General features: G+C 48.8%; 20 protein-coding genes and 1 tRNA gene. 14 read left to right on the plus strand and 7 right to left on the minus strand.

Going from position 1 to position 17,425, the window contains the following annotated elements; all coding sequences use genetic code 11:
* Positions 1-33 precede the first annotated feature (33 nt).
* The 7 genes from pstB (at position 34) to WDY75_RS08680 (ending at position 7,348) form a co-directional block, all read left to right on the plus strand.
* Positions 34-789, plus strand: coding sequence for a phosphate ABC transporter ATP-binding protein PstB (gene pstB / locus WDY75_RS08650; protein WP_006212022.1), 756 nt, complete (start codon positions 34-36; stop codon positions 787-789).
* A 53-nt stretch (positions 790-842) separates the two neighbouring features.
* Positions 843-1,502 carry a phosphate signaling complex protein PhoU gene (gene phoU, locus WDY75_RS08655; protein ID WP_006212021.1) on the plus strand — a complete coding sequence of 220 codons (660 nt, stop codon included), beginning with the start codon at positions 843-845 and terminating at the stop codon, positions 1,500-1,502.
* Between the two features lie 144 nt (positions 1,503-1,646).
* On the plus strand, positions 1,647-4,307 hold the full coding sequence (gene polA, locus WDY75_RS08660) for a DNA polymerase I (RefSeq protein ID WP_063480357.1): 2,661 nt from the start codon (positions 1,647-1,649) through the stop codon (positions 4,305-4,307).
* Between the two features lie 167 nt (positions 4,308-4,474).
* A complete protein-coding gene (gene mutM / locus WDY75_RS08665; RefSeq protein ID WP_006212020.1) occupies positions 4,475-5,311 on the plus strand; it encodes a DNA-formamidopyrimidine glycosylase in 837 nt (278 codons plus the stop codon).
* A gap of 121 nt (positions 5,312-5,432) precedes the next feature.
* Positions 5,433-6,176, plus strand: coding sequence for an MntP/YtaF family protein (locus tag WDY75_RS08670; RefSeq protein ID WP_063480356.1), 744 nt, complete (start codon positions 5,433-5,435; stop codon positions 6,174-6,176).
* A 9-nt stretch (positions 6,177-6,185) separates the two neighbouring features.
* The gene (gene coaE, locus WDY75_RS08675) at positions 6,186-6,785 is read left to right on the plus strand and encodes a dephospho-CoA kinase (RefSeq protein ID WP_063480355.1); all 600 of its coding nucleotides are present in this window, start codon (positions 6,186-6,188) and stop codon (positions 6,783-6,785) included.
* The gene (locus tag WDY75_RS08680; protein ID WP_063480354.1) at positions 6,782-7,348 is read left to right on the plus strand and encodes a lytic transglycosylase domain-containing protein; all 567 of its coding nucleotides are present in this window, start codon (positions 6,782-6,784) and stop codon (positions 7,346-7,348) included. Before coaE ends, WDY75_RS08680 begins: the two co-directional genes overlap by 4 nt.
* 67 nt (positions 7,349-7,415) lie before the next feature.
* Here WDY75_RS08680 and WDY75_RS08685 read toward each other — a convergent pair whose 3' ends face one another.
* The gene (locus tag WDY75_RS08685; protein ID WP_006212016.1) at positions 7,416-7,643 is read right to left on the minus strand and encodes an alpha/beta-type small acid-soluble spore protein; all 228 of its coding nucleotides are present in this window, start codon (positions 7,641-7,643) and stop codon (positions 7,416-7,418) included.
* A 148-nt stretch (positions 7,644-7,791) separates the two neighbouring features.
* On the opposite strand from WDY75_RS08685, the gene nrdR reads away from it, so the two are divergent.
* Positions 7,792-8,265: a transcriptional regulator NrdR gene (gene nrdR / locus WDY75_RS08690; RefSeq protein WP_006212015.1), complete on the plus strand. Its 474-nt coding sequence runs from the start codon at positions 7,792-7,794 to the stop codon at positions 8,263-8,265.
* A 176-nt stretch (positions 8,266-8,441) separates the two neighbouring features.
* Positions 8,442-8,514, plus strand: a tRNA-Ala gene (locus tag WDY75_RS08695).
* A 279-nt stretch (positions 8,515-8,793) separates the two neighbouring features.
* On the opposite strand, the gene WDY75_RS30730 is transcribed toward WDY75_RS08695, so the two are convergent.
* Entirely contained in the window at positions 8,794-9,129 is a 336-nt protein-coding gene (locus WDY75_RS30730) for a tyrosine-type recombinase/integrase (protein ID WP_409348321.1), read from the minus strand.
* Positions 9,130-9,213: 84 nt separating this feature from the next.
* Positions 9,214-9,387, minus strand: a complete 174-nt coding sequence (locus tag WDY75_RS08700) for a helix-turn-helix domain-containing protein (RefSeq protein ID WP_076152143.1) — start codon at positions 9,385-9,387, stop codon at positions 9,214-9,216.
* A gap of 493 nt (positions 9,388-9,880) precedes the next feature.
* On the opposite strand from WDY75_RS08700, the gene WDY75_RS08705 reads away from it, so the two are divergent.
* The 3 genes from WDY75_RS08705 (at position 9,881) to WDY75_RS08715 (ending at position 11,178) form a co-directional block, all read left to right on the plus strand.
* Positions 9,881-10,228, plus strand: coding sequence for an SRPBCC domain-containing protein (locus tag WDY75_RS08705; RefSeq protein WP_338842107.1), 348 nt, complete (start codon positions 9,881-9,883; stop codon positions 10,226-10,228).
* A gap of 83 nt (positions 10,229-10,311) precedes the next feature.
* Positions 10,312-10,809 carry an SRPBCC domain-containing protein gene (locus tag WDY75_RS08710; RefSeq protein ID WP_006212011.1) on the plus strand — a complete coding sequence of 166 codons (498 nt, stop codon included), beginning with the start codon at positions 10,312-10,314 and terminating at the stop codon, positions 10,807-10,809.
* Between the two features lie 30 nt (positions 10,810-10,839).
* Entirely contained in the window at positions 10,840-11,178 is a 339-nt protein-coding gene (locus WDY75_RS08715; protein ID WP_006212010.1) for a DUF1801 domain-containing protein, read from the plus strand.
* A 933-nt stretch (positions 11,179-12,111) separates the two neighbouring features.
* On the opposite strand, the gene WDY75_RS08720 is transcribed toward WDY75_RS08715, so the two are convergent.
* The 4 genes from WDY75_RS08720 to WDY75_RS08735 form a co-directional block, all read right to left on the minus strand.
* Positions 12,112-13,035: an LD-carboxypeptidase gene (locus tag WDY75_RS08720; protein ID WP_063480351.1), complete on the minus strand. Its 924-nt coding sequence runs from the start codon at positions 13,033-13,035 to the stop codon at positions 12,112-12,114.
* Positions 13,036-13,146: 111 nt separating this feature from the next.
* Complete coding sequence (locus WDY75_RS08725) at positions 13,147-13,974, minus strand: NmrA family NAD(P)-binding protein (protein WP_063480350.1); 828 nt, start codon at positions 13,972-13,974, stop codon at positions 13,147-13,149.
* Between the two features lie 57 nt (positions 13,975-14,031).
* Positions 14,032-14,481 carry a MarR family winged helix-turn-helix transcriptional regulator gene (locus tag WDY75_RS08730; RefSeq protein WP_006212007.1) on the minus strand — a complete coding sequence of 150 codons (450 nt, stop codon included), beginning with the start codon at positions 14,479-14,481 and terminating at the stop codon, positions 14,032-14,034.
* 60 nt (positions 14,482-14,541) lie between these two features.
* A complete protein-coding gene (locus WDY75_RS08735) occupies positions 14,542-15,414 on the minus strand; it encodes an AraC family transcriptional regulator (RefSeq protein WP_063480349.1) in 873 nt (290 codons plus the stop codon).
* Positions 15,415-15,552: 138 nt separating this feature from the next.
* Between WDY75_RS08735 and WDY75_RS08740 the strand changes: the two genes are divergently transcribed.
* Together WDY75_RS08740 and WDY75_RS08745 are read left to right on the plus strand one after the other, a co-directional pair.
* Entirely contained in the window at positions 15,553-16,413 is an 861-nt protein-coding gene (locus WDY75_RS08740; protein ID WP_197477171.1) for an amidohydrolase family protein, read from the plus strand.
* A 62-nt stretch (positions 16,414-16,475) separates the two neighbouring features.
* Positions 16,476-17,417 (plus strand): aldo/keto reductase, encoded by a 942-nt coding sequence (locus WDY75_RS08745; RefSeq protein WP_063480347.1) that lies wholly within the window; start codon positions 16,476-16,478, stop codon positions 17,415-17,417.
* Positions 17,418-17,425 lie beyond the last annotated feature (8 nt).

Raw genomic sequence — 17,425 nt, forward strand, 5'->3', positions numbered from 1 at the left:
ATCTAATCGTGAAAAAGGAGACATGAATAAGATATGGAATCCATCATACAAATTGAGAAACTAAACCTTTATTATGACACGTACCACGCCCTGAAAAATGTAGATCTGGACATTCCGGAGAAAACCGTGACGGCATTCATCGGACCGTCCGGCTGTGGTAAATCCACTCTGCTGCGTACGTTGAACCGGATGAACGATATGATTCCTTCCACCCGGATTGAAGGCAGCGTGCAAATTGGCGGGACGGAAATTTACAGCGAAGAGGTGCACGTTGAAGCATTGCGCAAACAGGTAGGCATGGTATTTCAGCAGCCGAATCCGTTTCCTAAATCAATCTATGACAACATCGCGTACGGGCCGCGTCTGCATGGCATCCGCAACAAAGCCCAGCTAGATCAAATCGTGGAACAGAGCCTGAAACAGGCCGTTCTGTGGGATGAGGTCAAAGATTATCTCAAGCGCTCGGCTTTGAGCCTCTCTGGCGGCCAGCAGCAGCGTCTGTGCATTGCCCGGGCGCTTGCCGTGCAACCGGATATTCTGCTGATGGACGAAGCAACATCGGCGCTTGACCCGATCTCAACGCTGAAGATTGAAGAGCTGGTACAAGAGCTGAAGAGCAACTACACCATTGTCATGGTAACGCACAACATGCACCAGGCTGCCCGTGTATCCGGGCAGACGGTATTTTTCCTGAATGGTGAAGTGGTAGAATCCGCAAACACCGATACACTGTTTTCTACACCATCCGATGCGCGTACCGAGGACTATATTTCGGGCCGCTTCGGGTAATGATTCAATAACGAAATGATCTTTCTTAAAAGCAGATAGGAGGAGCGTCACACATGATCCGGAGAATTGAGTTTGATCAGCAGCTTAATGAGCTGAAGACCCTGCTGCAGGATATGGGCAAACATATGGAGGAAGCTCTGGCCAGCAGTGTACAGTCTCTCCAGACCTTGGATACGGAGAAAGCACAGGCCGTTATCAAGAACGATGCGCAGTTAAACACCATGGAAGAGCAGATCATGGAGATTGGCTCCCGCTTAATTGTAACCCAGCAGCCTGTGGCGAAGGATTTGCGCCGGATTTTGGTGGCCTTCCGCATTGCAAGCGATTTGGAGCGTATGGGCGATTTGGCTCGAGACGTTGCCAAGGTTACGATCCGCCTTCAAGGACAGAAGCTGATTAAGCCGCTCGTGGATCTTCCACGGATGTCGGATTTGGTGCGGGCGATGGTTTCAGAATCGATCGAATCCTATCTAACCGAAAACACAGATCTGGCTTATAAAATGGCTCAGGACGATGATCAGGTTGATCATCTATACAGCGTCATTCTGCAGGACCTCTATGCGCATCTGACTTCTGATCCGGATTCGGCCAATCAAGCCATGCTGCTGATCATGGTGGGGCGCTACATCGAACGGATTGCCGACCATGCAACCAATATTGGCGAGAGTACCGTATATCTCGTTACAGGGCATCGTCCTGACCTCAATCAATAAGCGCGATTACAGGGAAACGCTGGCGAAAGCCGGCGTTTTTTTGCGTGAAATCTTGAATTCACCGTTAATCGAACGGATTGTTCGGAATTAGCGGTAACCTATGTTATCATGTGGGAAGGAAGTAATATTGGTGCGAGGTGTTCTATGGACAAGCTGATTCTAATTGATGGAAATAATATCATTTACCGTGCATTCTTTGCGATGCCGCCGCTTACGAATGCAAGCGGGCAGCAGACGAATGCGGTTTACGGTTTTACCACCATGCTGCTTCGGGTGATTGAAGAGCATAAACCAACACATATGATGGTAGCTTTTGATGCTGGCAAGGAAACGTTCCGGCATGCGGATTATCAGGATTACAAGGGTGGACGTCAGAAGACGCCGCCTGAGCTGTCGGGACAATTCCCGCTGCTTAAAGAGCTGCTTAAGGGCTTGGGTGTCCCCCAATTTGAAATCGGCGGTTATGAGGCGGATGACATCATCGGCACCATTACACGTCAGGCTGATGAAGCTGGCCGTAAAGTGATGGTTGTATCGGGAGATAAGGACATGCTTCAACTGGCTTCCGAGCATACAACGATTGCCATGGTCCGCAAGGGTGTTACAGATATCGAGTATTATGGACCGGAACAGATCAAGGAGCGTTACGATCTGACCCCTGAACAGATTATCGATTTAAAAGGGCTTATGGGCGATGCTTCCGATAACATACCAGGGGTTCCAGGCGTGGGCGAGAAAACAGCGCTGAAGCTGCTGCATGAATTCGGCTCGGTAGAGGCTGTGATCTCGCGGACCGATGAGCTCAAGGGCAAGATGAAGGAGAAAATTGAAGAGCATGCGGATTCCGCCATTCTCAGTAAGAAGCTGGCTACGATCTTCCGCGAGGTTCCGCTGGAGCAGTCGCTCGATGATATGGCGTTTGCAGGCTTGAATGAGGAAACGGCCGGACCTGCGCTGGCGAAGCTGGAGTTCAAATCCCTGATTGAAAGGCTGAACCTGAGCACGAGCGGGATCAGCGGTGATGCAGCGGAGGCGAAGCCGGAAGCGAAGATTGATGTGGCAATTGTAGGCACGAAGGAGCTAGCCGGCGTTGCTGACATTCTTGAACACGTGACTATGCTGCATGTCGAGACGCACGGAGACAATCCCCATCATGCAGAGGTGATCGGGATTGCGCTGGCAACAGCGGAACGGCAGTACTATATTCCGTTTGACGTTCTGAAGTCGGAGGAGGCGGAGCCTGTCCGTGCTTGGCTTGCTGATAGTGAAATCCAAAAACGCGGTTATGATTTGCATCGGATTGATCTGGCGCTCCACTGGCAGGGCATTGCTTTTGCAGGGGCGGCATTTGATGTCCATCTGGCGGCCTACCTGCTGGATCCGACGGAATCAAATCAGAGCCTCAGCGGGCTGGCTTCCAAATACGGACTCGCGTATCTTCAAGCCGATGAGGATGTGTTTGGTAAAGGGGCAAAATACAAGGTTCCCGAGCTGGAGAAGCTTAGCGAATATATGGCTAGAAAATGTTTGGCCGTCACGGAGCTTGTCCCGGTACAGGAGAAGGAGCTGGCAGCAAATGAAATGCTTCCTCTCTTCCATGATCTGGAGATGCCGCTTTCCCGCATTCTTGCCGATATGGAGAAGCAGGGGATTGCCGTGAATGCGGAAGCTCTGAAGGAGTTGGGGCGTGAGTTCGAGGGGCAGATCGACAAACTCGTTAAAGAGATTTACGAGATTGCCGGAACAGAATTCAACCTGAATTCGCCTAAACAGCTGGGAGAAATACTGTTTGTCAAATTGGAGCTGCCGGTCATCAAGAAGACCAAAACCGGTTATTCCACCGATGCTGAAGTGCTGGAGAAGCTGGCGCCTTATCATGATATCGTTCGCCTGATCCTGCAGTATCGTACCCTGGCTAAACTGCAATCTACTTATGTGGAAGGCCTTCTGAAGGAAATCTCGGCACAGACCGGGAAAGTACACACATATTACCGTCAGACAATAGCTGCGACGGGCCGTCTGAGCAGCCAATATCCAAATTTGCAGAACATTCCGATCCGTCTGGAGGAAGGGCGCAAGCTGCGTAAAGTTTTTGTGCCGTCGGAGCCCGGCTGGAGCATTCTGGCTGCCGACTATTCCCAGATCGAGCTTCGTGTGCTTGCGCATATTTCGGATGATGAGCGGCTGAAGGAAGCCTTTGTTCAAGATATGGACATTCACACCAAGACTGCGATGGATGTGTTTGGAGTCGGCGTGGATGAGGTGGATTCAAATATGCGCCGATCCGCCAAGGCGGTTAACTTCGGGATTGTCTATGGCATTAGCGACTACGGCTTGTCCCAGAACCTGAACATTACCCGGAAGGAAGCTGCGGCGTTTATCGACCAGTATTTCGAGGTGTTTCAGGGCGTACGCCGCTATATGGACGTGATCGTCAAGCAGGCGAAGCAGGACGGTTATGTGAAGACGCTGCTGGAACGCCGACGTTATTTGCCGGAGATCAACGCCAGCAACTTCAACCTGCGCTCTTTCGCGGAGCGTACGGCGATGAATACGCCGATACAGGGAACCGCGGCGGACATTATCAAGCTTGCCATGGTCCATATGGACAAAGCGCTGCATGAACGCCAATTGAAGAGCCGCATGCTGCTTCAGGTACACGATGAATTGGTGTTTGAGGTGCCGGAGGATGAGCTGGAGGTCATGAAGGAATTGGTTCCGGAAGTCATGAGTCATGCATTGAAGCTGTCGGTACCGCTGAAATCGGAAGTCAGCTACGGAGAGAACTGGTACGAAGCGAAGTAGATGTGCTGCAGGCTCTGCCTCGCAGGCAGCTTGCTTACAGATGATGGGGACGTTTCTAAGGGATCATGGCGTGAAGAGGGGGCTGATTATGCACCATACCTTTCCACAAAACCATGGTCCCGCTGTGTCCCAACTTCCGGTATAATGGTACATGAGGTGAAGTCATTATGCCGGAATTGCCGGAAGTAGAAACCGTTAAACGAACACTTAACCAATTGATTAAAGGTAAGCACATAGATCAAGTTTCCGTACATTTGCCGCGGATTATTCAACGTCCCGACGATGCCGAGGCGTTTGCGTTTATGCTGAAGGATCACACCGTGCAAGGGGTGGAGCGCCGAGGCAAATTTTTGCGGATACTGCTGGACGGGCTGGTCCTCGTTTCCCATCTTCGGATGGAAGGCCGATATGGATTATATAGGGCCGAGGAACCTGTAGAGAAGCATACCCATGTCATATTCCATTTCTCGGATGGCACAGAGCTGCGTTATAAGGACGTGCGCCAATTCGGTACGATGCATCTGTTTGCGCCCGGGGAAGAATTCAAGCATGCTCCCCTTGCCAAATTAGGCTACGAGCCGCTTGATGACACATTTACGTTAGGAACCTTCAAGCAGGTCATTGGCAGCAAAAAAACAAAGATCAAGGCTGTGCTGCTGAACCAGGCATATGTGGTCGGAATCGGCAATATATATGTCGATGAGGCTTTGTTCCGGGCCAAGATTCATCCGGAGCGCAGCGCGAACAGCTTGAAGGATGCGGAGCTGAAGCGATTGTACCATGCCATTGTGGATACATTGTCCGAGGCCGTAAACGCTGGGGGCTCCTCTATTAAATCCTACGTCAATGGACAGGGCGAGATGGGCATGTTCCAGCACAGCCATCAGATTTATGGGCGTAAGGACAAGCCGTGCCATGCTTGCGGTGGTCCGGTTCATAAGATGGTTGTTGGTGGACGCGGGACCCATTATTGCCCGAAATGTCAACCGGTCCAGAAGCAATAAAATATAGGCGTGCACCCATTCCCCTTCTCACACATATAATGTGGAACATATGTGGAGCGCATGGAGCTGCTCTCTTTATGAATAAGCAGCTGTCTATGGCGCTTTCGGAGGAGGGAAAAGGGTGCTCAATCATATTTTCTCGTCTGCGCTGCTGGCCATGGCATTAAGTCTGGACGGTTTTGGAGCGGGTGTTACATACGGTCTGCGCAAAACAAGGATACCGCTATTGTCTGTATTAATCATCTCGCTATGCTCCGGACTGGTGCTAGGCGTCTCCATGCAGGCGGGTGCTCTGTTACAGCGGTTCTTATCCCCATCTGTGGCATCCGTTATCGGAGCTGCCATTTTGATTCTGCTGGGTTTGTGGTCCCTCTATCAGCAAGTCCGCAGAAGAAGCGAGTCTGAAGCGCAGCCGGTTTCTGCTTCGGGGATTTCCGAATCCCTTACGGAAGCACAGGCTGCTTTAAATCAAAGGAAGTCCATCCACGGTGGGGCTGGCACAGCTGAACCAGAGGAGCTTCAGAAAGCTGTATTCTCTCTTGAGATTCCGAAGATCGGCGTTGTCATTCAAATTCTGCGCAGTCCGACAAAGGCGGATCTGGATGACTCCGGCAGCATCTCTCCCTGGGAGGCGATGTGGCTCGGGATCGCGTTATCGCTTGATGCGTTCGGAGCTGGACTTGGCGCAGCGATGCTGGGTTTTTCGCCGCTGGGTACGGCGGCTGTGGTTGCATTGTTTAGCGGGATATTCCTCGTTATGGGCATGAGGATCGGTTTACGTTTTGCTTCCAAGGGCGGAATGCGATTTATCTCTTATTTGCCCGCTTTTTTGTTAATCGTCATGGGTATAATGAAGCTGTTATGAGGTGAAGTCATGAATATCGGTTTAACCGGAGGAATTGCAACAGGCAAAAGCACCGTGTCCTCTATGTTGGCCATGAAGGGAGCGCTTCTCGTCGATGCGGATATCATCGCCCGGGAAGTGATGCTCCCGGGTCATCCGGTGCTGGATGAAGTGACCGAACATTTTGGACAAGATATCCTGTTTGAGGACAGTACCTTGAATCGAAAAAAACTCGGAGAAATCATATTTCATAATCCCGAGCAGAGAACGGCGCTGAATGCTATCACACATCCTGCGATCCGGCAGGAAATCCGGGAACGGACGGAAGCGTACGAACGCCAGCATCCGGATCGGCTCGTGGTGGCCGATATTCCGCTGCTGCTGGAGGCGAGGGAGCAATATCCTTTTCTTGAGCAGATAGCGGTTGTCTATGTACCGCGAGAGCTGCAGCTTGAGCGTTTGATGAATCGTGATGCTCTTACCAGAGAAGCGGCAGAGGCACGTTTAAGCAGCCAGATGGATATCGAACAGAAGAAGTCGCTGGCGGATATTCTTATCGACAACAGCGGCTCACTAGTCGAGACACAGCTGCAGGTGGACAACCTGTGGCGCAGGATGGTTCAAATATGAAGTGGCTCCTTAAAAAAAGAGTGCTGCTTCTGCTGTTTGTTTCTTTTGTAGCGCTTCTGTTCCTGAGCTCCAACTGGATGACGCTCCTGTACCCGATCCATTATAAAGATGAGATCCGGAAGCATGCAGATTACTATGAGGTTGATCCATTCCTGGTGGCGTCCATCATTCGGGTGGAAACCAATTTTAAGCCGGGCAAGGAGTCCAAGAAGGGCGCGCTTGGCATTATGCAGCTGATGCCGGATACGGCAAATTGGGCGATGGAAATGGCCAAGCTGCCCTCGGTGAACCTCCTGAGCGTAAAGAATGAAGTGGACGCGAATATCCAGCTGGGCACCTGGTATATCCAGAGCCTGCACAAAGAGATGGACGGCAATCCGATTGCCGCCATTGCAGCCTATAATGCCGGCCCCGGGAACGTCAAGAACTGGATCAACAATGGTATGTGGGATGGAACCTATGAGAATGTGAAGAGTATTCCCATTGGGGAAACCAGGCATTATGTACAGCGAGTAATTTATTATTATAATCAATATACGGACGTATATAAGGGCGGTTTTTAATGAAAAAAGAGCGCTGGACAGGCTCTTACATCGAGCCGCCAACACTCCTTTTTTAAGGAAGAATCAATTATTGACCGGAGTATTGACCAGCCAATTGTTGCTCGGCCAGGGTTACAAGACGTTTTGTGATGTATCCCCCGATCGAACCGTTCTCGTAGGAAGTCATGTTACCTTGGTATCCGTCTTGTGGGATGGAGATACCAAGCTCTTGAGCTACCTCGTACTTCAATTGCTCAAGAGCAGCGTTTGCGCGAGGAACAACCAGGTTGTTGGAGTTGTTGTTGCTTTGTGCCATGTTAAGTTCACCTCCTTGAGTTGGTAAAAGTATTATGTCTCGGGTTTCGCATTTTCATAACATAAAAGACAAAAGTTTTGCTGGTAAATTTTTCTGAATGTAGTTACAGGTTAAATATGCGAAGAACAAAGGAAGTGAAGATGACTTTATGAAATGTCCATATTGCAGTTATGCCGGAACGAAAGTGCTGGATTCCAGGCCGGCCAACGAAAATAAATCCATCCGCCGCCGCAGGGAATGCGAGCAGTGCAGCAAAAGATTCACAACCTTTGAAATGGTGGAGGAAACGCCCCTGATTGTCGTTAAAAAGGATGGTAGCCGTGAAGAGTTTAGCCGGGAGAAGGTGCTTCGTGGCCTGATTCGGGCTTGCGAGAAGCGTCCGGTATCCGTCGACCAGCTGGATATGATTGTGTCGGATGTGGAGAAAGCACTGCGCAATACCGCAGCAGCCGAGGTGGAGAGCCGCCAGATCGGCGAGCTGCTGATGGAACGGTTATATCCCGTGGATGAGGTAGCTTATGTCCGATTTGCGTCCGTGTATCGGCAGTTCAAGGATATCAATATGTTTATGAAGGAATTGAAAAGCCTGCTGTCCAAGGATACGGACGTACAGGAGCTGTAAGAGCGTCGTGGTTTTTTAGGGAGACGGGTACTATACCGATGTTAGGATGGCTCCGCAGCCTCATCATGATAAGTGACATTATATAGAGAGTAAAAGAAGTACAGCTTGTCTTCATAAAATGCCAAAAAAATGTTGACAGGCCTGCTGATATTTTATATGATATAGAAGTCGCTTACGGGGCCTTAGCTCAGCTGGGAGAGCGCATCGCTGGCAGCGATGAGGTCAGGGGTTCGATCCCCCTAGGCTCCATAACTAAAAAGAACCCGCTAAACACAGGGATTTTCGAGTGTTTGGCGGGTTCTTGCTATGCTTAGATATGATTTGAGCGCGTGGTCACACGTTTGGTCACACTAAGGATTTTTTTAATGCTATTTCATCTTTTGCGAGGCAAATAGGACTCCGCTCAGACCTTTATTTTATTTTTCTCGATCACAAACAATGGCCCTGTCCTCTTTTGGAGGCAGGGTGATTTACTTTTACTCCGTTCTAAATGCTCCGATGAAAGGCGGTCAGTAAGTTGAGGATGAATTATTGAATCGTGTTTAACGATTCAGAATCAAATTCTAACGAGCTACCCGTGTCGGCAGCGATTAAAACCTCCTTTTCTTTGCTCTCAAGTTGCGACCCGAAAATCATGTTGCCATACTGATGTGTGGTTTCCTTATGAATAGATGGTGAAATATGGAAATTAATGTCGAAGGTCACTCGAATGTCTGAATGCCCAGGGATTTCCTTTACAATCTTTGGGTTTGTATTACTACTAAGCATTAATGTGACCACGGTATGACGAAGATCATGAAACCAAATTTTAGGGACTTTCGCTTTCTTCGTCAAATCATAGAACGTGTGTACGAAGTTAGGCACTCCTGTAAATCCACGCAACTTGCTTCGAAATCATAGACTCTATAGTACGAGACAGCGGAGCCGCAGCAAAATGCGCGGCTTATTTTAATCTCCTTCTGATAATTCCTTGTAGCGTTCCATTGTTATTTTTGCCTGCGACAGTACGTAATCCCTGACAGCTATCTTCGGAATTCGATAGCCCTTCATCTTTATCGCCTTGATTTCGCCACTATTTAGCAATTCATAGGCTTTGTTCCTCCCAATGTTCGATGCTGGCAATGGTCAACTTCATCGCGCAAGGGATGGCAATCGGGATCTATGGCAAGATGACGGACCTCAGCGATCGGCGATTCCAGCATGGAATCCGCTCTTTGGATCACCGCACCGCGGGGGCTTGATCTTCAGCAATATCTGGCTCGTGCTGGCGGTCTTACAAGTTGCCAGCTTAGGCCTCTTCTATTTCGTATTCGGCAGACGCCGCCGCGCTGAATCGTCCGAGACATGGTTAATCACGGCTTAAGCCTGCGTCAAGCGCACACTTCTACGACATGAGGTATTCTGTAAAATTCTTGGCCTTTCGCGCTTCGGCGCGATTAATGAAAGTGCGGTCAATTTAAACACTAAATATTCCTTGACAGGTATATTCCTTAATAGGTATATTCAAAATGAACAGAAAATAATATGAAAAAGGAGTGATTTGGTCTGAAGAAGTCGGCATTCTTGATTGTTGCCGTCGTCCTGTTGTTGGGAGCATTGGTCAGAAGTCCCGTGTTTGCTTTCGTATAGCGAATCCTTTGTAATCGCGCGTATGAATGGATTGGAATTTCACGCAACGTTAATCCAAATGCTGATTTATCCAGACTTCATCCAATCGTATTCCGATGAAGAAGGCAACACGATCCGGGCTCCGTTCAGCGGAACGTGGCCGCTCGAAGTGATCAATCACTTGATGTTAACCGAAAGCGAAGGAAAGACGACGCTTACGCTAAGAGGCGGTCCGTTTAACGCCACTGAGGAAGAACGCACCACCTTTGAGAGCATGCGCCCGCATGTACAGCAAGGATTCGTCGGGACATTTGATCAACTCGATGCGTCCTTGGAACAAAACTTGAACCGTTAACTACTGTGTTGGCGATATTGGAAAAAATGGGATAAAATCTGAGCAGAACCCTATTTCTTACCCAAATGAGGAGGAAAAACACGATGAGTCAACAGGCAAATAAAGCAACAACGCGAGTAGAAGGACAAGCATTAATCATTGAGCGTATTTTCGAAGCACCGCGCGAGTTGGTGTGGGATGCTTGGACAAAGCCGGAGCATGTGTCCCGCTGGTGGGGTCACGGCGGAGTACCCCTCCATGCCTGCGAGATCGATTTGCGAGTGGGTGGCACCTACCGATATGTTCAGTTGGGTCCGGATGGGACCGAGTTTCCTATCATCGGTACGTATCGCGAAATTGTGAAGCCCGAGCGACTGAACTATACGATGATTTTTGACGTGGCTCCGTATAACGAGCACGAATCCGTCATTTTCGACTCGTTTGAACAGCTTGAAGGCGGTAAATCAAAATTGACGATGCGCACGGAATACGTCTCTGCTGAAGCCCTTCAAGGCTCACTGGCTTCCGGTGCGGAGCAAGGCGCGATTGCGTCCATGGAACGTTACGCCGAATATTTGGCCAAGTTGCAACAGGAAGTCTAATATCCATCGATAAGAGAGGACGTGTTGAAAATGAACCCAGAAGTATCCACATTTATTGAAAATCTGTCCTCGCCATGGCAAGTTCAATTGTGCGGTCAGCTTCGGCATATGGTCCACGAGACGATTCCCGGAGCGGAAGAGAAGATTCAATACAAGAAACCGCATTTTCTGAAGAACGGGCAGTTTGCTGCCGTCATCTCACCTTCGAAAGATGCAATTGCATTTATGATCATGAATACAGTCGGCATGGCGTTTCCGAAAGGCTTCGAGGGTCCGGCCGAACGGAAGTGGATCAAGCTGCGCGAAGGAGATAAGCCGGATCTGGCCCAATTGTCCGGCTATCTGAAGCAAGCATCCGAGTCGTTGTAATTGGGAAAGTAGCAGTTTTTAGAGGATATAAGCAAAGAGAGAGAGTGGAGATAAGGTTCCTCACTCTCTTTATTTTTATCGAAAGAGAGGTTAAATCGGTGCAAGTTTCCGATGTGAGTTCCGAAGTCTCGCATCACGCAGTAAACGGCCCATCAAAAGGGCACGATAGTTGAAAATTGAAAATGGGAGAACCCTCATATTCTGATGGCTCTCCTTATTAACTTGCTGGGCTCTATTTCGATAACATCATGGCTCTCACTAATTAACCAAGTGGCTCTGCCGCACCGAAATATTCACAAGGACAGCGATGGTCGCCGTCCTTGTTGTGTTTTTTTATTGCAAACCAAACAAATGAATAATGCTTAAATAATGTAACCCTTCTTCACCAGTATGCCTTCCTACAGATGGAATTTTCCTTATGCATCTATCTTTAATTAGTAGTTCTATACAAGAAATTTTATATATGGTCAATATCGGAATAGATACTATGTATATTAACTGTCCAATTTCACAATCGGAATTCAGCAGATTGAAAGTGCAACTCGAGGAAGCTTTAGGCGAAAAGTTTCATCCAGAAAGAAAGCAAAAACAAGATAGCAAGAAACAGACAGAGGACAAGTATCTTAAAAATACATTTATTACCTATGCCTATGCCAAGCTAGGTTTTCAGAAAATAAGATTACGGAAAATACACCGGGACGCGTGTTGGAAATTTCTCCCGTCTCGACAGCATGGGATCAAAGAGACGCTACATTTTACGTGAAATAAGTCAGGTGTGAGGGGATTGCCCATCTGTAGCGCAGCTTGAGTTTATCTGCAGCATCACATAGAAAAATGAAGGCAGCTGATCTGAATGATCAACTGCCTTTTTTTCAGTAATATCTCGCTGCGCATGGGCAGCATGGGGATGAAGCGAGGCCCATGCAACGAGCTTTATGTACTGATCGTAGGTTCAACCACGGTTATGGTATTAAGAATGGAATCGAGATTAACCAAGGCGCCAATCGGCAGAGCTGCTTTATACAAACCATGACCCGTGGCAAGATTTGTGATCAACGGCTTGCCGAGCGGCACAATGAACTCGTTGATGACATCCTCGTAGGATTTGCCGTAAGCAGCCTGGCAGCCTGTACATTCCCCCGTGATAATGCCGATGCAGTCACGAAATTTCCCCGCGAGTTTCAAATCGTTCAAGTACCTGTAGACGGTATTGGTCGGTTCATGCGTTTCTTCAAGAACGATTATTTTGCCCCGCGTATCGATTTCGAAAGGCGTTCCAAGCGTATCTACAAACGAGGTTAGATTACCGCCCACAAGCGGCCCTGTAACGTTGCCCGGAACTCGGCTGATCAGAGGCATTTCGGGGGGATTCAGGATGGGCCGTGTTAATGAATACAGGGACGTCGCGGCAAAAAACTGGTCGTAATTGTAGGAGGGCGTCTCGGGTTTGAAGTCGATAAGCAAGAGGCTGTGAAACGTAATTAAATCCACGAATTGATGCAATGCGTTTAATAGTACCGTTATATCACTGTAGCCCGTCAAGATTTTCGGATGGTTCCGGATCACATGATAATCAAGGTATGGAAGGATTCCGGCTACTCCGGTGCCGCCTCTTGTGGGCAGTATCATTTTCACCTGATCGTCTTGAAACATCATCATTAAATCGGATGCCCGCTGTTCGTCTCTTCCGGCCAGAAACCCGTTTTGGGCATATACATATTGGCCCAATACGACATTGAACTCCATGGCTCGTAAATATTCGATCCGTGCATTGATGATGTTGGCATCGAGCGGGCTGCCCAAGGTAACGATTCCAACGGTATCGCCTCTCTGCAATATGGGCGGACGTATCGGCATATTCCTGCCTCCTTCCTTGAGTCCCAGGGGCCATCGTATTCCCGTATTGCTTAATTATATTGGGTACGTTGGTTTCACAGTACTCAATGAAGGGGAAATGTCGATTCATCGTCAGTCGGATCTAATCACTGCCCCGACATAAGCTTTCATGTTTTCTTTCATCGTTGTTAACGGGCGTCCCAATAAATTCTCCAGATCGCCAGAAGTTGAAGCCGTATCGATTTTTCTTAAAAAGCTGAATATCCAATGCTGTAACTCGTTGGTGGGACATAGGGATATCGCTCTGCCCGTTAGTTCTGAAAGAGTGGAGGCTACATCGCTGAAGGTCCAAACGTCAGGCGCCACAAGCTCATACGTTTTATTAAGATGGCCCTCACCGGATAATGCTGCCGCGATGGCGGCTCCCAGATCGGAGCGCGTAACCGCATTGAATTTCCACGACCCCGGATGGATACGAAGATTTCCTGTCAGAATGGACGCATTCACATCGAGTGCTTCGATAAAGTCCATATATAGGCCATTGCGAAGAAAAGTATACGGAATTCCGGTTGTGCGAATGGCATGTTCCGTTGCCAAATGCAAATGGGTCAGTGAAATGTCGCTATGTTCGGGAAAGGCAAAGCTGGTATAGAATATATGGCCAACGTTCGCTTTTTTTGCAGCTTCTATCACATGGGCATGCTGCCGCATACGAACGGTATCATCGGGATGGGGACTAGAGATGAACAACAGCCGCGAAGCACCCACGAAGGCCTTCTCCAGGGAGGCGGGCTCGTCGTAGTTGCAGAAACGAACAGTTATTCCTTGGTCCTCCCATGATTTTCCGGATTCCATACGCCGAACGCAAGCAACGATTTGATCAGGTGAAACATGGTGAAGAAGCTCTTGGATTATGAGGCTGCCGAGCCGGCCATTGGCTCCTGTAATTACGATTGACATTGCCATCATCCTTTTTGATTTTAGTTAAGTGCTTAACCAAATGGGCGTGAAAAGCCGTCACGCCTCCTTTAATTTACGCAGAAGGGCCAGTAGCTGCTTTAATTCTTCGTCATTCAGCACGTTCATCTTAGCTGAAACTTGCTGCCTGTTCGCAGGCAGGTTGTGGATTAATAAATGCTGACCTTCATTTGTAATGCTGATAACCGATTTTCGACCGTCCCGGGGATGGTTATCCCGCCGAATCAAGCCTTCATTTTCCAAGGGGGTGAGCAGCAGGCTGATATTGGGTTTGGTTACTCCGATTTGTTGTGCCAGCTTGGAGGGAAGCATGGTTCCTCCCTCTTTCATAAGTTCAACTAATATACGTATTCTGGCTCCGTTCAGCCCTTGTGCCTTCCAGTAGCTTTCGGATACGTCGACCAGCTTTGCCGTTGTTTCCACCAACGTGAAGAAAGCAAGGGTCGGCAGCGGCAAATCCAGCACGTATTGTTGCAGGTCGTCATTCAACGAGATCACACCCCCTATTTAGTTAAGTGCTTAACTATAAATAATATAATTCTAAATGGGTCAACTGTCAATTACCTGCTTCCTATACGCTCCGGGAGTCATTCCCGTCAACGTTTTGAAATTTCGATGAAAGTGAGTCAGGGTGTCGTATCCGCAGATTTCAGCGATTTGTCCGATAGATTTCTCATGCTGTAGCAGGAGCTCTTTTGCACGGGCGATTCGTTTGGCATTGATGTAACCCGTAACATGCAAACCGGTATATTTCTTGAACATACGGGAAAAATGGGCCGGGTCTACCGATGCATGGGCCGACAGAGTGGCTAGTCCTATGGGTTGATCCAGATGTTCATGAATCCATTGGATGGAATTCCTTAACCAGGAGGGGCCGATCTGTGAGTGGGCCGGCTGTTCTGCGGACAAGGTACTGATGTAGCGATTGATATGCAGCAGTAAGGAGCGCAGCAAGAGCACAAGCGCCTCGCGGAAACCCAACTGAGCAAGTCGGGTCTCTTCCGAGATCCTTTTTAGCATACCCTCGATATATTGTTGATTCGACTTGGGTAATTCATGACGATAAGATCCTGATTTTTGAGCAACGTCGAAGCAAGAAAGGATTGCATATTGCAGATCGCTTCCATTCGCACCTAAGACGAGCGAAGGCGCAAAGAATAAAGCACTCGAAATAATCGGATCATCCGGGTCAGGGAAAGAGCTGTGAATCGTGTTTCCGGGGATGATGAAAAGGTCGCCTGCTTTTTTCTCCATCAGCTTGTTTTCAATAAAAAAAGTGCCCTTTCCCTGGTACACATATACCAATTCGTAAAGATCATGCAAATGATGAGGCAGCTCCACTTCGGGGCTTTTTGTAGTCCGATAAACCAATTCCATCGGAAACAGGGGGTCCCCTTTAAATGGTTTGCGCAGGGGAGTCATGATCATCGCTCCTTATCTTCTAATAGAAACACAATATCAAAATAAGTTATAAAATTGCAATTCCACGCTATATTTGTACACAGACTTTGATCATACAATGAAAATAGCAAACATTACATCAAAAAGGCAGGGATGTTCATGAGAGTGGATGCCCATCAGCATTATTGGCTGATAGAACGAGGAGATTATGGATGGATCAAGCCGGATATTCCAGAGGTTTATCGAAACTTCCTGCCTTCTGATCTGAGGCCGAATTTGGATTTGCACCGGTTTGACGGCAGCATAACCGTCCAGGCAGCACCGACCATGGAAGAGACAGACTATCTATTGTCGCTCGCGGATCACGATTCTTCCATTCTCGGAGTGGTAGGATGGATCGATCTCTTCGATCCCGAGCACCGGCAGCATTACGAGCGATTTCGGAAACATCCGAAATTTATCGGCTTTCGTATTATGATCCAGGATATGCCTGATGCCCAGGTGATCCTGGAGCCGTCATACATCGAAGCATTAAGTGGATATGCCAAGGAGGAGGTTCCAATTGATTTTCTTGTTCTGAGTCACCAGTTGGAACCGCTGCTGAAGCTAATCCAACATGTTCCCAGCATCCGCGGAGTTGTCGATCATCTGGGCAAACCGCCGATCCGGAGCGGACGGATCGAGCCTTGGGAGAGCCTCCTGAAGCAAATTGCCGGTTTTCCGAGTATCTACTGCAAGCTCTCCGGCATGGTAACCGAGGCGGAGCATCGCCGATGGAGTCAGGAGGATTTTAATAAGTATGTACATAAAGTGACAGCGATGTTCGGTCCTGAGCGGGTCATGTTCGGCAGCGATTGGCCCGTATGCCTGCTTTCAGCTGAATATGGCCAAGTGGTTGACGTATTGGCCGAAGCTCTGCCGAAATCATGGGGAGAGGCGGAATATGCCCGATTGTTCGGCCTGAATGCCAAGGCGTTTTACAAGCTTAAGGATGTTCGTGGTGACGGTCTGGAAGAATAGCTGGGATGCTGCTGGGCAGCTCATGAATCGATATATCTATGAATAGGGAGGGTGTTTTCATCATGAAATATCGTAAGTTAGGTCGTACCGGGCTCGATGTTTCCGTATTAAGCTTCGGAGCTTCTTCGCTAGGCTCCATCTTTCGGGAAACGGACGACCGCGAGGGAATCCGAACCGTGCACGCAGCCGTTGATGCGGGCATCAATTTGATCGATGTATCCCCCTATTACGGCTTGACGAAGGCGGAAAGCGTGCTGGGCGAAGCAATCCAACAATTACCCCGGGACATGTTTATCCTGTCCACGAAAGCAGGCCGGTATGGCGAGCATGATTTTGATTTCACGTCCAAGCGAATTATCGACAGTGCCGATGAGAGCTTGAAACGACTTAAAACCGATTACGTGGATATTCTTTTTCTGCATGATATAGAGTTCGTTTCCGCATCCGTTATTCTCGAGGAGGCTCTTCCTGCACTCCAGCATTTAAAAGAGAAGGGGACAATCCGGTTTGGCGGGATTTGCGGTCTGCCGCTGCAGCTGTTCGAGAAACTGCTGCCCCAAGTGCAAGTGGACGTCATCATTTCTTATTGCCATTATTCTTTGAACGATCAGACACTTACCGGTTTGCTGCCGCTGCTTAACGACAAGGAAGTTGGCCTTATTAATGCATCTCCCTTATCCATGGGATTGCTTGGTCCCAGAGGAGCGCCGTCCTGGCACCCGGCTTCAACGGAGATCAAGGAAGCCTGCAGACGTGCGTCCGAATATTGCGCCAAAGCCGGAGTGGATATTGCGAAACTAGCTGTGCAGTTCTCAACCTCGAATGAACAGATACCGACAACGCTGGTCAGTACGGCTAACCCTGACAATATAAAGCGTAATGCTGCTTGGAGTGAAGAGTCGCTGGATCCTGTCGTCTTAGCCGAAGTGTTGAACATATTGGAGCCCGTACAAGGGCGGACTTGGACAAGCGGCCGTCCGGAATACAATGAAGGCATCCGCTGATCAAGAGA

Source organism: Paenibacillus glucanolyticus, from assembly GCF_037333485.1.
GTDB lineage: Bacteria > Bacillota > Bacilli > Paenibacillales > Paenibacillaceae > Paenibacillus_AQ > Paenibacillus_AQ glucanolyticus.